General features: G+C 43.5%; 11 protein-coding genes. 10 read left to right on the top strand and 1 reads right to left on the bottom strand.

All coding sequences use genetic code 11. The features are described 5' to 3' along the window. Positions 1 to 14 precede the first annotated feature (14 nt). From G509_RS0103835 to G509_RS0103790, 10 genes are all read left to right on the top strand, one after another. On the top strand, positions 15 to 1571 hold the full coding sequence (locus tag G509_RS0103835) for a RagB/SusD family nutrient uptake outer membrane protein (protein ID WP_026990314.1): 1557 nt from the start codon (positions 15 to 17) through the stop codon (positions 1569 to 1571). A gap of 67 nt (positions 1572 to 1638) precedes the next feature. Next, on the top strand, positions 1639 to 3177 hold the full coding sequence (locus tag G509_RS0103830) for an alpha-N-arabinofuranosidase (RefSeq protein WP_026990313.1): 1539 nt from the start codon (positions 1639 to 1641) through the stop codon (positions 3175 to 3177). Positions 3178 to 3189: 12 nt separating this feature from the next. Then, the gene (locus tag G509_RS0103825) at positions 3190 to 4695 is read left to right on the top strand and encodes an arabinan endo-1,5-alpha-L-arabinosidase (protein WP_026990312.1); all 1506 of its coding nucleotides are present in this window, start codon (positions 3190 to 3192) and stop codon (positions 4693 to 4695) included. Between the two features lie 13 nt (positions 4696 to 4708). After that, positions 4709 to 5713 carry a glycoside hydrolase family 43 protein gene (locus G509_RS0103820; RefSeq protein ID WP_026990311.1) on the top strand — a complete coding sequence of 335 codons (1005 nt, stop codon included), beginning with the start codon at positions 4709 to 4711 and terminating at the stop codon, positions 5711 to 5713. Between the two features lie 3 nt (positions 5714 to 5716). After that, complete coding sequence (locus tag G509_RS0103815; protein WP_035738458.1) at positions 5717 to 6718, top strand: arabinan endo-1,5-alpha-L-arabinosidase; 1002 nt, start codon at positions 5717 to 5719, stop codon at positions 6716 to 6718. A gap of 34 nt (positions 6719 to 6752) precedes the next feature. Then, positions 6753 to 8756 carry a glycoside hydrolase family 127 protein gene (locus G509_RS21415; RefSeq protein ID WP_081663236.1) on the top strand — a complete coding sequence of 668 codons (2004 nt, stop codon included), beginning with the start codon at positions 6753 to 6755 and terminating at the stop codon, positions 8754 to 8756. Between the two features lie 33 nt (positions 8757 to 8789). Further along, entirely contained in the window at positions 8790 to 10766 is a 1977-nt protein-coding gene (locus G509_RS0103805; RefSeq protein ID WP_026990309.1) for an alpha-L-arabinofuranosidase C-terminal domain-containing protein, read from the top strand. Between the two features lie 128 nt (positions 10767 to 10894). Further along, positions 10895 to 12586 (top strand): ribulokinase, encoded by a 1692-nt coding sequence (locus G509_RS0103800; protein ID WP_026990308.1) that lies wholly within the window; start codon positions 10895 to 10897, stop codon positions 12584 to 12586. Beyond that, entirely contained in the window at positions 12570 to 13274 is a 705-nt protein-coding gene (locus G509_RS0103795) for an L-ribulose-5-phosphate 4-epimerase (protein ID WP_026990307.1), read from the top strand. The genes G509_RS0103800 and G509_RS0103795 overlap by 17 nt, the downstream gene beginning before the upstream one ends. Before the next feature lie 57 nt (positions 13275 to 13331). Further along, positions 13332 to 14504, top strand: coding sequence for an aldose epimerase family protein (locus G509_RS0103790; RefSeq protein ID WP_026990306.1), 1173 nt, complete (start codon positions 13332 to 13334; stop codon positions 14502 to 14504). Between the two features lie 371 nt (positions 14505 to 14875). Here G509_RS0103790 and G509_RS0103785 read toward each other — a convergent pair whose 3' ends face one another. Further along, positions 14876 to 16801, bottom strand: a complete 1926-nt coding sequence (locus tag G509_RS0103785; protein WP_026990305.1) for a glycoside hydrolase family 97 protein — start codon at positions 16799 to 16801, stop codon at positions 14876 to 14878. Positions 16802 to 16862: the final 61 nt, after the last annotated feature.

Below are 16862 nucleotides of genomic sequence, written 5' to 3'. Positions count from 1 at the left end.
ATAATATTCAGATCATGAAAAAATTAAATATAGCATTTATCCTTTTGTTATTTATAACAATGAGTTGCGATGACGAATTAGATGTAGTAAACCCAAACAGCCAGACTACCGATACGTACTGGCTAACCGAAGAGCATGCTGTTAAAGGTGTTAACGCCATATACAACAGCCTTTTAATTGATGGTTACTACATGCGTATGACGCCTGCCCTTACTGATGGAAGGGGAGACGATTTTAAAGGAGACAGCCCCTGGCTGGATTTAATACAGGTGGCCAACTTTTCTATCTTGCCAACATCCGGCCCTGTAGAATGGACCTGGGCTGCTTATTACCAGGCTATTTATCGTGCCAATCAGGTAATAGAATATGTACCTGCCATAGAAATGGATGAAAATGTAAAGGCACGTTGCCTTGGGCAGGCACACTTTTTAAGGGGGTTGGCTTATTTTAACCTTGTTACAAATTTTGAAAAAGTACCGTTAATAACAACAGTGCCAACCGGCGAATCTGATTATTATGCTGCAACAGCACCGTCTGATGAAATATGGGCACAAATAATAGCCGACTTTGCTGCTGCACAAAGCACATTGCCTGTAAGTTATGCCGACCTTAGCGGATCGGACAGTGGGCAGGTAGGCCGCGCAACTAAAGGGGCTGCTACAGGCTTTTTGGGTAAATCGTATTTATATACAAAACAGTGGAGCCAGGCAGCAGCCGAATTTCAGAAGCTTGTTGTAGGCCCGGAAGTTAATATTTACAGCCTTACCGCTAATTATAAAGACAACTTTAGTCCGTATGCAGAAAACAACTCTGAGTCGCTTTTTGAAGTACAGTTTGCTATTGGCTCGGGCACCGTTAAAAATTATGGTGGAGAGCCGCTTTCATCATGGATGCAGGTAAGCTCTGTTGGGCATACCTATGCTATGGACGGTTATGGGTATTCGGATTTCCTGCCAACACGCTGGATCTATGATGAGTATAAATTAGAGCAGACTGTTGACGGGCATTTAGACCCTCGTTTATTAGTTTCTATTGCTTCTTACGAGCCATCAGAAAATTCTACTACAGTATATAATGGTGCGCCCTGGCAAAATCCGTTAGATGCAATATATCCAAGAAAATATACACACGATGGTTTTGGTGTAAGTACCGAAAGCCAGGGTGGTGTGGAGTATTCTGAAATTAATTACCGCTTAATGCGCTATGCAGATGTATTGTTAATGTATGCCGAAGCGCTTAACGAATTAGGCCAGACCGCACAGGCTTACGATTACATTCAGCAGGTTAGAGACCGTGCTAATTTACCCGATTTGCATGTTACACAACCGGGAATGACACAAACTCAAATGAGAGACCAGTTAGCACACGAGCGTGCACTGGAACTTTCGATAGAAAGCATCCGTATACACGATATTATCCGTTGGGGCTGGTTGTACGACCCGGCCAAATTAGCAATGCTAAGAGAGCACGATTCTGATTTTAACACCTGGATTCCGGGTAGGGAATATCTTCCGATACCGCAACGCGAACTGGATGTTAATCCTAACGCACTGCCCAACTCGGCCAACTAATATACAATTTAAGAATACAAACCGTGCAGGCCCAATGTAGCCTGTACGGTTTTAAAATAAACTATTTATGAAATTTATCTGCACAGCTGCTATAGCTCTTTTTACACTTACTAACTTATCGGCACAGCAAAAATCGACCATTACATTAACCAGCCAGGAAAATGCCCCTACCATAAATAAACATATCTATGGGCATTTTGCTGAGCATTTGGGCAGGTGTATTTACGATGGTTTTTATGTGGGCGAAAACAGTAAGATACCCAACACCAATGGTGTGCGTAACGATATTATTGCAGCGCTTAAAGATTTGGGTATACCCAATTTAAGATGGCCGGGTGGCTGCTTTGCCGATACCTACCACTGGAAAGACGGTATTGGCCCTAAAGACGAGCGGCCAACAATGGTTAACCAGTGGTGGGGCGGCGTTACAGAAGATAACAGCTTTGGTACGCACGACTTTTTAGACCTGTGCGAAACCCTGGGCACAGAGCCTTACCTGGCTGCTAATGTGGGTAGCGGTACGGTTCAGGAGTTTACAGATTGGGTACAGTATGTAAACCATTCGGGTAAAAGCCCAATGAGCGACCTTAGGAAAAAGAATAAAAGAGATAAAGCCTGGGGTGTTTCTATCTGGGGTGTGGGTAACGAAATGTGGGGCTGCGGCGGCAACATGACACCGGAGTATTATGCCAACCTTTTCAAGCAGTATTCAACCTTTATGTCAGACTGGAGCAATACCGGCAAACTGTTCAGGATAGCATCGGGTGCTAACGTGGCCGATTACCACTGGACCGAAGTTTTAATGCGCGATATCCCTAAAAACCTTATAGAGGGGGTGGCGCTGCACTCGTATTCTTTTGTAGAGTGGGAGAAAAAAGGGTCGTCTACCAATTTTAACGAGGAGCAGTATTTTACCACCATGCAAACTGCCCTTAAAATGGAAGAGCTGGTTACCAAGCACAGCGAAATAATGGATAAATATGATACCAATAAAAAAATAGCACTTATTGTAGACGAGTGGGGTGGATGGTATGACGTAGAAGAGGGTACCAACCCCGGCTTTTTATACCAGCAAAACACCATGAGAGATGCAATGATTGCAGGCACAACATTAAACATTTTTAATAACCACAGCGACAGGGTGCGCATGGCGAACCTGGCACAAACGGTTAACGTATTACAGGCGGTTATACTAACCAAAGGCGATAAAATGATCTTAACGCCAACCTACCATGTAATGCATTTGTACAAAGTACACCAGGATGCTAAGCTAATTCCGCTTAAAGTGGCATCGCCGGAATATAAATTCGGCAATAAAACGTTACCGGCCATATCGGCTTCGGCTTCAGCAAAAGACGGTAAAACGCATGTATCGTTGGTTAACATCCATTCAACCGAAAAAATTACGGTAGAAATTAATGTAGATGCACTTAAGCTTAAAAACATCACCGCTCAAATTGTAGCATCACCTAAACTTCAGGATCATAATACGTTCGAAAAACCCAACGTAATTGCACCTAAAGATTTCAAGGATTTTAAACTTAAAAACGGAGTGCTATCCGTAACACTGCCGCCATTCTCGGTAGTAGTATTAGAGGGTAAATAAAAACTGATTGGTATGAAACTTACTCAAATAACATATAAGGCGGTAGTTGCAACGTTCGTGCTGGCTTCAGTATTAACGGTGTCATGTTCTAAAGACACGCCCGACGAAGAAGTTGCTGCTACAGACGATACTCCAACCGATGATACCCCGGTTAATTTTGATATCAACTCTATTACAGATACGTATTATAACGAGGCCGCCATTGGCAATATTTACAATTGGGGCTACCGCAATGTGCACGACCCGTCGATCATAAAAAACGGCGATACCTATTATTGTTACAGTACCGACGTTGCTTTTGGTGCAGAAGTACAGCCCGGCCTGCAAATACGCACCTCTACCGATTTAATTAAATGGGAGTTTAAAGGTTGGGTGTTTCCGCAATTGCCGGTAATGGGGTCGACTTTTATTCAATCGCATGGGGGTACGCCTTTTAATGCACTTTGGGCACCTTATGTTATAAAAGTTAACAGCGAGTACCGTTTATACTATTCGTTATCATCGCCAACTCCAAGGTTAAGCGTTATAGGGTTGGCAACGGCAACATCGCCGCTTGGCCCGTGGACTGAGAAAGGCCTTACGGTAACATCCTTAGCCGATAATTCGATACAAACCAATGCTATAGATCCAACCGTTTTAATAGACCAGAGTGGCAAGCACTGGATGTATTACGGCTCTGCCTGGGATGGCATCTATATGTTACAACTAAATCCTGCTACCGGCCTTGCCATGAATAACGGCGATAAAGGCATAAGGGTGGCACAGCGAGGGTCTACTGGCAGCAGCATTAATGGCAATATAGAAGGGCCCGAAGTTATTTACAACGCCCAGTTTAACAAATATTACCTGTTTATTGCTTATGATTGGCTTCAGACAAAATATAACGTGCGCGTAGGCCGCAGCGATACTGCCGAAGGCCCGTTTCTGGATTTTGCCGGTAATGATATTAACAACAACCTCGATGATGGCCCTATGATACTTGCCCCGTACAAGTTTAACGGGCATTCGGGTTGGCAGGGCGTAGCGCATTGCGCTGTATTTAAAGATGAAGGCAGCCAGTACTATATGGCACATCAGGGCAGGCCTGGAGAGAACAGCTTTTTTATGGACTTGCATGTGCGCCCTGTATTTTGGACAGAAGACGGCTGGCCTATAGTATCGCCGGAGCGTTATGCTGCGGTACCGCAAACGGCTGTTACTGCTACAGATCTTGTGGGCACGTATGAGCAGATAATCTTAGGCTACCAAATTGTTCCGGGCTATGCTAACGAACAAACTAATCCTAATTTTCAAACCTCGGTAGCCCTTAAGTTAGATGCTGGCGGTACCATAAACGGCGAGGCCGCTAACACGTGGACGTACACAGCACCGTGGCTAACACTTACCTGGGGCGGCACGTATGTAGATAAACTGCATGTAGAGCGTGGCCGCGACTGGGAGAATAAAATAGAATCTACCATACTGCTGTCGGGTTTAAATAACAACGGTACCGCAATTTGGGGTAAAAAAATACAATAACGCAAACACAATTATGAAGAAAGTTGTAATGGTTATATTAAATGCATTGGTGTTGTTTTCGTGTAAAAACGATACAACACCTGATGCATCTAAACAAGAAAATACAGATGTTACGGTTGCGGGGGCAAAACCGTTGGCGGTAAACAATCCGGTAATAAAAGGCAAATACACTGGCGACCCCGCCGCATTGGTTTACAAAGATTCGGTATACCTGTATGCAGGGCACGATGAAGCGCCAAACGATTTCAATTTTTATAAGATGAACGAGTGGCTGGTTTATTCAACCGCCGATATGGTTCATTTTAAAGAACATCCCGTTCCGTTAAAAACAACCGATTTTAAATGGGCAAAAGGCGATGCCTGGGCAGCTCAGGTTATAGAGCGCAACGGCAAATTTTACTGGTATGTTACGGTAGAGCACGCTACTATTCCCGGTAAGGCAATAGGTGTAGCAGTGTCAGATTCGCCTACAGGGCCGTTTAAAGATGCGCTGGGCAAAGCCCTTATTACAAACGATATGACAAAGCAGGTAAGCATAAGCTGGGACGATATAGACCCAACCGTATTTATAGACGATAACGGCCAGGCTTACCTATATTGGGGTAACCAGGTGTGTAAATACATAAAGCTTAAAGAAAACATGCTGGAGGCCGATGGACCTGTTAACGTGGTAAAACGGCTGGAAAATTTTACCGAAGCACCTTGGCTGCACAAGCACGGCGACTGGTATTACCTTTCTTACGCTTACCAGTTTCCCGAGAAGATTGCCTATGCTATGAGCAAATCGCCGGAAGGCCCTTGGGAGTATAAAGGTATACTTAACGAACTGGCAGGCAACTGCAACACCAACCACCAAAGCATTATCGATTTTAAAGGGCAGCCGTATTTTATTTACCACAACGGCGCTACACAGCCCGATGGCGGCAGCTTTAGACGATCTGTTTGCATAGACAAACTTTACTATAACACAGATGGTACCATGAAACGCGTGGTAATGACATCGGAAGGAATACAATAAGATATGAAGACAGTGTTAAACTTTTGGGTTAGTTTAATTATTTCCTTCGTTTATGGCAGTGCTTTTGCTCAAAAAGCACTGCCCATAAGCGAAACTATTGTGCACGACCCTGTAATGATTCAGCAGGACGGCACGTACTACCTGTTTTGCACGGGGCATGGCATTTCTATGTTCTCGTCTAAAGACATGAAGGAGTGGACGCTTCTTAAACCGGTTTTTGAAACCCCTCCAACCTGGGCAACCGGTGTGGCGGCCGATTTTAAAGACCACATCTGGGCACCCGATGTTTCTTACCACAATGGGCAGTATTATTTATATTACTCGGTATCATCTTTTGCAAAAAACACGTCGGCTATTGGCGTTGCAACTAATAAAACGCTTAATCAGTCCGATAAAAATTATAAGTGGGAAGACCACGGTATAGTTGTACAGTCGGTACCCAATCGCGACCTGTGGAATGCTATAGACCCCAACCTTATTTTTGATGAAAATAACACACCGTGGCTAAGCTTTGGTTCGTTTTGGAATGGACTTAAAATGGTTAAGCTTAGTGCCGATTTGCTTTCGGTTGCAAAACCTGAGGAATGGTACACCGTGGCACGCCGCGAGCGCAGTTTTAACCTGCCGGATACAGACCCCGGAGATGCTGCTCTTGAGGCGCCTTTTGTATTTAAAAAAGACGGATATTACTACCTGTTTTTATCGTGGGATTATTGCTGCCGTGGCGAAAAAAGTACCTATAAGGTGGTTGTTGGCAGGAGCAAAACCGTTCAGGGGCCTTATGTAGATGCAGCCGGTAAATCACTTAACGATGGTGGCGGCACACTGGTAATAGAGGGCAATAAAAACTGGGCAGGGGCAGGGCATAACAGTACCTACACCTTTAATGGTAAAGACTATTTTGTTTTTCATGCCTATGATAATGCCAAAAAAGGGGCACCCAAACTTAAAATTAAAGAAATTAAATGGGAAAATGGCTGGCCTAAGGTAACACCTCTGGATTAGCCTTTTCCTGCATAAATAGTAAATACATACCACAATGAAATTTAAAAGTATAAGCCTTTTACTGTTAGCCGTTGCAACCACCGGCTATGCACAAACTAAAAAAACTGCGCCCACTAATGTGTCGCAAACCCCGGCACAGCAAACCGTGCTTATTTCGGGTTACCCAATACAGCCTGTAGAAATTAGCAACGTAAAAGTTACCGATGATTTCTGGCTGCCCATAATAAAAAGGGTTCAGGAAAAAACCATAGAATATGCGATTGTAAAATGCAGTGAAGAGGGGCGTTTCGAAAACTTCCTGATTGCCGGCGGCGTTAAGCAAGGCACGGTAAAGGGTGTAATGCCTTTTGATGATTCTGATGTTTACAAGATCATCGAGGGTGCATCGAACTCATTAATAAGCTCTCCCGATAAAAAGCTGGAGGTGCTGTTAGATTCGCTTATAAGCATCGTAAAAATAGGCCAGGAAAAAGACGGATATCTAACCACATGGCGTACCATTAATCCGGCAAAGCCACCTGCAGACTGGGTTAAGGTAGATAAAGGCGTGCGTTGGGAGTATATGAATATGAGTCACGAAGAGTACAATGCCGGCCACATGTACGAGGCTGCTGCGGTACACTTTAAAGCTACAGGAAAACGCAACTTTTTAGACATTGCCCTAAAAAATGCCGACCTGTTTGTGAAAACCTTTGGCGATGGCAAAGACCAGATTCATGCAGTACCGGGGCACCAAATTATAGAAACCGGACTTATTAAGCTTTACGAAATTACCGGTAAAGAAGACTACCTTAAGCTTGCCAAATACTTTTTAGACCACAGGGGCGATCCATCTAAAAAAGAAAATTATGGTGCGTATGCACAAGACCATAAGCCGGTTATACAACAGGATGAGGTGGTAGGCCATGCCGTTCGTGCCGTATACATGTATGCCGGTATGACCGACATTGCTGCTATTTACAAGGATGCTGCCTACCGTGCTGCGGTAGACAAGCTTTGGAACAACATGGTAGAAAAGAAAACCTATATTACCGGTGGTATTGGTGCTAAACACGATGGAGAGGCTTTCGGCGCTAATTATGAGCTGCCTAACCTTACCGCCTATAACGAAACCTGTGCTGCCATTGGCAGTGTGTACTGGAACAACCGCCTTTTTAACCTTACGGGAGATGTTAAGTACAACGACCTTTTGGAGCGCACCATGTATAACGGTTTAATTTCGGGTATATCATTAGCCGGTACAGAGTTCTTTTACCCTAATGCGCTGGAGGCCGATGGTAAATTCCTTTTCAACCGTGGGGCATGCACCCGCCAGGGCTGGTTTGACTGTTCTTGCTGCCCAACCAACTTAATACGTTTTATTCCGGCCATACCGGGGCTTATTTATGCGCATCAAAAAAATACACTGTACGTAAACTTATACATGTCTAACACAGCCGATGTTGTTTTAGACAGTGGTAAACTTAAAGTATCTCAGGAAACGGCCTACCCGTGGAATGGTAAGGTAAAGCTATCGGTTAACCCGGAAAAAGAAGGCAGCTTTATTGTAAAAATGCGCGTACCGGGCTGGGCACGTAACGAGGTTATGCCGGGCGGATTGTATTCGTACAAAAACGCCGCACCTGCTGCACCAACATTATCTATTAACGGTAAAAAAGTAGCCGCTACCATTAAGGAGGGTTATTTTGTAATAGACCGTACCTGGAAGAAAAATGATGTTGTTGAGGTTAACTTCCCAATGGAAGTTAGGGAGGTGGCAGCCAGCGATAAAATTGCCGATGACAAAGGCAAAGTATCGTTAGAATACGGTCCGCTTGTATATGCTGTTGAAGAAATAGACAATGCCAAAACCTTTGGCGATATCAGTATTACTAAAAATACATCATTTAAAGTAACGCACAGGCCAGAGCTTTTAAAAGGCATTTATACTATAGAGGGTACATCTGGCAAGAGCAAATTTACTGCCGTGCCTTACTACTCATGGTCTAACCGTGGTATAGGTAAAATGGAGGTATGGATACCTGTTGCATCAAAATAAAAAGAAGAAAGAATTATAATACAACCCAATTAAATGAAGACAAATTTTTTAAAAAGCACAGCCCTTACGCTTGCCCTTGCAGGTACGGCGCTTTGCAACGCACAACAACACAAATTAACATTAGACCTTGCCGATACCGGCGTTAAGATTCAGCCCACCATGTACGGTATCTTTTTTGAAGATATTAATTTTGGTGCCGATGGTGGCTTGTATGCCGAGTTGGTTAAAAACCGCTCGTTTGAGTTTGAAGCTCCCCTTATGGGATGGGAACAACCCAACAGCGACAAGCACAAGCTTAACGATAAATCAGGCTTTGCTACCATTATAACCAACAACAAAGAGGGCAACAAAAACTTTTGCCGTGTTGAGGTAAAAGATGCCGGCGGGTACACACTAATAAATGAAGGTTTTAGAGGCATCGGTGTAAAGGCTAACGATACCTACAATCTATCCATTATGGCGGCCAACCAGGAGGGTAACATCTCTAAAATAAAATTCCAGTTTATAGATGCCAACGGTGCTGTGGTGGGCGAGACTTCGGTAAGCCCATCATCTAAAGAATGGAAAAAATATACCGCTCAGCTAAAAGCTACAAAAACAGAAGCTAAAGCCAAACTTAAAATTACGTTTGAAGGCAAAGGTACCATCAATATAGATATGGTTTCTATCTTCCCGCAGGATACCTGGAAAAACAGGCCAAGCGGTTTAAGAAAAGACCTTGTTCAGAAATTATACGACCTTAACCCGGGCTTCCTTCGTTTTCCGGGGGGCTGTATTGTAGAGGGCCGCGTGCTGGAGCAACGCTACCAGTGGAAAAAAACAGTTGGTGCTGTAGAAGACCGGGAAACACTTATTAACCGTTGGAATACCGAGTTTGCCCACAAGCCAACCCCTGATTATTTCCAGTCGTTTGGTTTAGGCTTCTTTGAGTATTTTCAGTTGGCCGAAGATATTGGTGCCGAGCCATTACCTATTTTAAGCTGTGGTATTGCCTGCCAGTTTAATACCGGCGAGCTTGTGCCTCTGGCAGAGCTTGACCCTTACGTTCAGGATGCGTTAGACCTTATTGAGTTTGCTAATGGCAGCGCTTCTACCAAATGGGGTAAGCTGCGTACCGATATGGGCCATCCGCAACCCTTTAACCTTAAATTTATAGGTGTGGGTAACGAGCAGTGGGGCCCTGATTACATTGCACGCTATAAAGTGTTCGAAAAAGCCATCCATGCTAAATACCCAACAATTAAAATTGTTTCGGGTAGCGGGCCTTTCCCTGATGGTGATTATTTTGACTATGGCTGGAAACAACTTAAAGAGCTGAATGCCCAAATTGTAGACGAGCATTACTACAACAGCCCAACCTGGTTTAAAGACAACGCTACGCGTTATGACAAATACGATCGCAAAGGCCCTAAAGTTTTTGCCGGAGAATACGCTGCACAAAGTAAAGACATTGCCAGTGCCGAGAACAAAAATACATGGGATTGCGCCCTTGCCGAAGCTGCATTTATGACCGGCCTTGAGCGTAATGCTGAGGTAGTACACATGACGAGCTATGCGCCACTTTTTGCCCACGCCGATGGCTGGCAGTGGACTCCCGACCTTATATGGTTCAACAATCTTCAAAGTTATGCTACGCCAAATTATTACGTTCAGAAGTTATATGGTAACAATGCAGGTACCGATTTAGTTGCCATTACCGAAGGTGGTAAAGCCATTACCGGTCAAAACGGACTTTTTGCAACTGCTGTAACCGATAAAAACACCAAAGAGGTTATTATTAAAGTAGTTAACACTACCGATAAAGCCCAACAGACAGACATTAGCGTTAAAGGTAAAAAACTGGCTGCAAGCGGTACGCTGATAACTTTAAAGAACGATAACCTAAAATCAGAGAATAATTTTCAGACCGAAACAGTGGCTCCAAAAGAGAGCACTTTTAAATTAAGTGGCGGTAAAATTAATGTAGATGTTCCTGCTTACTCTTTTGTGGTTATAAAAGTTAAGATGTAATAAAAATAACAAGTGTAAAAAATACATTTATTAAAATTTGTAATTATATTTGTCGCACATAACGCAATCGGTTGCAAGGGGGTAATAACAATTATCGTTCAGGCAATTGATCTAAATAGATAAACACCATGAAAAAATATGTAATAGGTCTGGACTATGGTACAGATTCGGTACGTGCAGTACTTATAGATACAGAGAACGGTGCAGAGCTGGCCTCTGAAGTGCACATGTATGCACGCTGGAAAAAAGGTATGTACTGCGATGCGCAGGCCAACCGTTTCAGGCAGCATCCGTTAGACCATATAGAAGGCTTAGAAAATACTATAAAAGCTATAGTTAGCACCAGCGAGGTTAATCCGGCATCGGTAGTGGGTATTTGTATTGATACCACGGGTTCGTCGCCCATTCCAGTTGCTCAGGATGGTACGCCACTTGCCCTGGTTAAAGGTTTTGAAGAAAACCCTAACGCTATGATGGTATTGTGGAAAGACCATACCTCTATAAAAGAAGCCAACGAAATTAACCAGCTTGCGGCCTCGTGGGGTGGCGAAGATTTTACCAAATTTGAAGGCGGTATCTATTCGTCTGAATGGTTCTGGGCAAAGATACTTCACATTGTAAGGGAAGATGAAGCGGTTAAAAATGCAGCACATACCTGGATGGAGCACTGCGACCTAATGACGTATTTGCTTATAGACAACGCCGATTTAAAATCGTTTAAACGCAGCCGTTGTGCAGCAGGGCATAAAGCCATGTGGCACGAAAGCTGGAATGGCCTTCCGGCAGAAGAATTCCTTTCGCAACTGCACCCATACCTTGCTACACTTCGTAACAATTTGTATGATGAAACCTATACATCAGATGTTGTTGCGGGTAACCTTAATGCCGAATGGGCTGCTAAATTAGGTCTTACAACCGATACTGTTATTGCTGTGGGCACATTTGATGCACACTCCGGTGCAGTAGGGGCTAAGGTAGATGAGAACGTGTTGGTACGTATTATGGGTACATCAACATGCGATATCATGATATCTCCGTCAGAGATCATCGGTACCAATACCGTTAAAGGTATTTGCGGGCAGGTAGACGGTTCGGTTATTCCGGGGCTTATTGGCCTTGAGGCCGGGCAATCGGCCTTTGGCGATGTACTGGCCTGGTTTAAAGACATACTTTCGTGGCCAATAGACAACCTTGTAATGAAATCGGCCATCTTAACCGACGACCAGAAACAAAAATTACAGGTAGAGATAGATAATAATTTTATACGTACGCTTACTGCCCAGGCAGAAAATATTCCGTTGTCAGAGGCTATTCCTGTGGCGTTAGACTGGGTTAATGGCCGCCGTACCCCCGATGCCAACCAGGAACTAAAAAGTGCTATGACGGGACTTTCGTTAGGTACAAAAGCACCGCATATTTTCAAAGCTTTGGTTAATGCCATTTGTTTTGGCTCTAAAATGATCGTTGATCGTTTTGAAGCCGAGGGCGTTAAAATAAACAGTGTTATTGGTATTGGCGGTGTGGCACGTAAGTCGCCATTTATTATGCAAACGCTTGCCAACGTACTGGATATGCCAATTAAAGTGGCCGAGTCAGACCAGGCTCCGGCATTGGGTGCAGCTATTTATGCGGCTGTTGCTGCCGGTGTTTACAGCAATGTAATAGAAGCCAGCAAAGTAATGGGCAGCGATTTTGAGGCAGAGTACTTCCCTCAGGCAGACCAGGTAGTTAAATACGAAACGCTATTGCAATCGTACAAAGATTTAGGCAACTTTGTAGAAACCGCAATAAAATCTAAAAATTATGAGTTCCAGCTATAAAGATCTAAAACAGGAGTGTTATGAGGCCAACATGCAGTTAGACGCATTAAAGCTGGTAATTTACACTTTTGGAAACGTAAGCGCTGTAGACAGGGCAAGGGGCGTTTTCGCCATTAAGCCCAGTGGCGTTCCGTACGACATTTTAAAACCCGAAGATATTGTTATACTTGATTTTGATAATAACATTATAGAAGGCACTATGCGTCCGTCGTCCGACACTAAAACGCATGCCTATCTTTACAAACACTGGGAAGACATTGGCGGTATTGCCCACACGCATGCAACGTATTCGGTGGCATGGGCGCAGTCGCAACGCGATATCCCGATATTTGGTACTACGCATGCCGACCATCTTACGGCAGATATACCATGCGCACCACCAATGGCCGATGATTTAATACAGGGCAATTATGAGCACAATACCGGCATCCAGATACTGGATTGCTTTAAAGACAAAGGCTTATCGTATAAAGAAGTAGAAATGGTACTGCTGGGTAACCACGGGCCGTTTACATGGGGTAAAAATGCTGCCAAGGCGGTTTACAACAGTAAAGTGCTTGAGGCTGTTGCCGAAATGGCTTACCTAACGCTGCAAATAAACCCTGCCGCGCCAAGGCTTAAAGACTCATTAATTAAAAAGCATTACGACCGCAAACACGGTAAAGATTCGTACTACGGGCAAAGCTAATTGTACATATTTTTGCTGATATTGCAGTAAAGAATGCAAACCAACCAAACTAAAATTATGAAAAAAATAAAAATAGGTATTTGTCTTTTGATGTGCAGTGCATTGCTTTTCAGTTGCAAAACCGATAAAAAAGAAGAGACAATGCCCGAAACTACAGAGCAGCAAGCCAAAAAATCAGGAATTATAAAAGCAGATTACGGTACAACGCCCGATGGTGCCAAGATTGAAAAATATACCCTTACTAACGAGAAGGGTATGAAGATGGAAGTAATTACCCTTGGCGGTATTATAACCTCTTTAACCGCTCCTGATAAAGACGGTAAGTATGAAGATATTGTTTTGGGTTATGCAAAAAAAGAAGATTATTTTAATGGTAACCCTTACTTTTTTGGTGCTGCCATTGGCCGCTACGGTAACCGTATTGCCAAAGGCAAATTTTCTTTAGATGGTAAACAGTACCAATTAACTGTTAACGATGGGCCTAACTCGCTTCACGGGGGTAAAGGTTTTGATAAAAGGATATTTACAGCCGAAGAGGTTGCAGGTGCCAACCCAACAATTAGGCTAACGTATACCGCTAAAGATGGCGAAGAGGGCTACCCCGGTAACCTTAAAACTATTGTTACGTACACGCTTACTAACGATAATGCTTTAGAAATTGATTATGAAGCTGTAACAGATAAGAAAACAGTTGTGAATTTAACACAGCACTCGTACTTTAACCTTTCGGGGGCCGGTAAAACAATCTTAGACCATGAGTTACAGCTTAATGCCGACAGGATGCTGCCGGTAGATGCTACACTTATACCTACAGGCGAACTTAAACCTGTTGCAGGCACGCCGTTTGATTTTACGACTGCTAAACAAGTTGGTAAAGATATTAATGCTACCGATGACCAGCTTAAAAAAGGCGGTGGTTACGATCATTGTTGGGTATTTACCGATAACAATACTAAAGACCTTCGCCACGTAGGCAGCCTGTATCATAAAACATCGGGCCGTTACATGGAAGTGTACACTACAGAGCCCGCCATACAGTTTTACAGCGGTAACTTTATAGATGGCACCAAAGACAGCAAAACAGGTGGCAAGTACGAAAAACGCAGCGGATTGTGCCTGGAAACACAGCACTATCCGGATGCACCAAACCAGCCAAAATTCCCTACCACGGTGTTAAGCCCGGGAGAAAAATATACATCTAAAACAACCTATAAATTCTCTGTAAAATAAGGGTTAAGGGTAATAAAAGCATTTAACGTTAAATACTAAATTTGGGTAATATTATTTTGGGTTAATACTATTACATTGGGTTAGTTTAGTTATTTATTTCTAATGAAAAAGGCCGTTTCTTTCGAAACGGCCTTTTGTATTTTGATCAGATATCAGATTGGGAGACGCATGCAATGCGTCTCTACAGAGCTGCGGAGGAGCGCCATATCTATAGCGAGGATATTGGTATGCATAAAAAAAGAGCTCCGGATGAGCAGCATATAATTATATGCCGCTCCCCCGGAGCTCTAAAAACTTCTCGCCTATATTTTTCTATAAATATAACGCTCCTCAGGATCTGTATATCCTATGCAGATTTAATTGTTATCAAACTAAAACTTCATTACAAATCCGCCGTAAGGCTTTAGTTTAATGGTAGTCTTGCCGGGCTTAACCGTAGTTTTGTCAAACAGGGCGGTGGCGCCATCGGTAATCATATAACCGTCTTTTTTAATAAAGCTAAGGTCTATGGCAATGTCTTTAGCTTTGTTCTCGCCATTAATACCGGTAATAAACCAAACGTTGCCTTTGCGGCGTGCCATAACTACATCTTTACCAGGAAAGCCCGCCAATAGCTTAGATTCGTCCCAATTGGTATGAATGTCCTGTAGGTAGGTTTTTACATAATCGGGCATTTTAGCCATTCCCTGGGGTATCTCGGCCAAGTGCTGAATACCTGACAGGAATAATGTAGGCAAAGCCAGCTCAAAAGCACTGGTAGACCTCCTGTTAATGTTTGGTATGGTATCTAATGCCATAGGTGTAAAATCCATAGGCTCGTACAGGTTGCGGGTAAACGGCAGCATTGCGCAATGCGCAGGAGCCTGGTCGGCTACATTTTGCTCGAAAGATATAAACTCAAAACCTTTAATGGCCTCGGCCGTCATAAGGTTAGGGTAGGTGCGTTGCCAGCCACGCGGCAATGTAGCACCGTGAAAGTTAATCAGTATCTGGTTCTTTAAAGCCGAATCTAATATATCATGGTAGTAAGCAATCATCGATTGGCCATCGCCACCAAAAAAGTCGACTTTTACACCTGCAATGCCCCAATCGTGCAATTTTTTAAACTCGGCATCGCGGCTTTCTTTGGTTAGGAATTTATCTTTAGGGGTATACTTAACCGTATTCCAGCTACCGGCAGAATTGTACCACAAAATAAGCTTAACATTCTTGCCTTTGGCATAAGCAATCAGCTCTTTAACTTTAGGTTCGCCAATGCGTGTATCCCAACCGGCATCAATTAGGCAGTACGGCCATTTCATGTCGGCTGCATAATCAATAAACTCTTTGGTAGTGTTGTAGTTAACCGAATCATCTTTTAAAATAGCCCAGCTCCACGATGCAATACCGGGGTTAATGTAAGCGGTATCGTTACTAACGGCCTTATCGGCAAGGTCAGTCCCTAAAGTACTGTTGGTAACGGTTGCCAGGTCGCCAATAGCCACAATGCGCCACGGAGTTTCCCAAGGCAACTTAGCTTCAGGGTTAAGGGCAGCGCCCTCTGCAAATACCTCTTTAGGCTGTGCAAAAACCACCTTCATACCTTTGGCAGCATCATCATAAGCAAGGTGGGTGCCGCAATACGTTCGGCCCAAACCGGTTTCGGAAACTGCTATCCAAGTATCGCCTTCCTTAAACAAAGCAGGATACACCCAGCCTTCGCCAATAGGCGATTTTGCGCTTACCGGCACATCCATCTGGTAATATTCTTCATAGCCGGGGTTACACTGCTCCCAACCCGATTTTGCTTTGCTCATGGGTTGCAACCAGGCCTTCGCCGAAGGCTTAAAATTATAGGCTGTTTTTTCTTCGGTAATGTATTTTACATCATCCGATTTTTCGGGGAATTTATATTTAAAGGCAAAACCATCATTAGACACATTAAAAATAACGTCGAGCTTTTTGCCGTTCTTGTTTTCAAGGTGCAGCGTTTTCTGGTTGGCTTTATAGGTAACCTCTTTCTTTTTACCGTGCAACAGGCTATACGAATCAGATATCTTTTCTTCATCAGATACAGAGGCTACACTCAGGTTCTCAAAAAAGTTCTCGTCTTTCCTCACAAGGCCAATCATAGACGTATCTATAACTACCTCTTTATTGCGTTTTACAACATAATAAGCCTGTTGTTTTTTGGTAACACCAAAGTCTACCGTAAGTTTTCCATCGGGGCTGGACACATTATCTGCCGTCTTGCTGTTGGAAGACGAGCAGGCAGCAAGGGCAATAAGCAATGCCCCGCAAAAATAATTCTTCATCATTTATAAGTGTTTAAATTACATTTATAAAAATACAAAAAAACGTTTGCGAAACAACAAATTG

Origin of the sequence: Flavobacterium subsaxonicum WB 4.1-42 = DSM 21790 (genome assembly GCF_000422725.1) — a bacterium.
Classification (GTDB): domain Bacteria; phylum Bacteroidota; class Bacteroidia; order Flavobacteriales; family Flavobacteriaceae; genus Flavobacterium; species Flavobacterium subsaxonicum.
This window is presented reverse-complemented; position numbering and strand designations above follow the sequence as displayed.

Bases quoted from the DNA above. Each gene is read 5' to 3' on its own strand.
- G509_RS0103825 (WP_026990312.1), top strand. From the start codon at position 3,190: ATGAAACTTACTCAAATAACATATAAGGCGGTAGTTGCAACGTTCGTG.
- G509_RS0103790 (WP_026990306.1), top strand. From the start codon at position 13,332: ATGAAAAAAATAAAAATAGGTATTTGTCTTTTGATGTGCAGTGCATTG.
- G509_RS0103785 (WP_026990305.1), bottom strand. From the start codon at position 16,801: ATGATGAAGAATTATTTTTGCGGGGCATTGCTTATTGCCCTTGCTGCC.
- G509_RS0103815 (WP_035738458.1), top strand. From the start codon at position 5,717: ATGAAGACAGTGTTAAACTTTTGGGTTAGTTTAATTATTTCCTTCGTT.
- G509_RS0103830 (WP_026990313.1), top strand. From the start codon at position 1,639: ATGAAATTTATCTGCACAGCTGCTATAGCTCTTTTTACACTTACTAAC.
- G509_RS0103820 (WP_026990311.1), top strand. From the start codon at position 4,709: ATGAAGAAAGTTGTAATGGTTATATTAAATGCATTGGTGTTGTTTTCG.
- G509_RS0103800 (WP_026990308.1), top strand. From the start codon at position 10,895: ATGAAAAAATATGTAATAGGTCTGGACTATGGTACAGATTCGGTACGT.
- G509_RS21415 (WP_081663236.1), top strand. From the start codon at position 6,753: ATGAAATTTAAAAGTATAAGCCTTTTACTGTTAGCCGTTGCAACCACC.
- G509_RS0103835 (WP_026990314.1), top strand. From the start codon at position 15: ATGAAAAAATTAAATATAGCATTTATCCTTTTGTTATTTATAACAATG.
- G509_RS0103795 (WP_026990307.1), top strand. From the start codon at position 12,570: ATGAGTTCCAGCTATAAAGATCTAAAACAGGAGTGTTATGAGGCCAAC.
- G509_RS0103805 (WP_026990309.1), top strand. From the start codon at position 8,790: ATGAAGACAAATTTTTTAAAAAGCACAGCCCTTACGCTTGCCCTTGCA.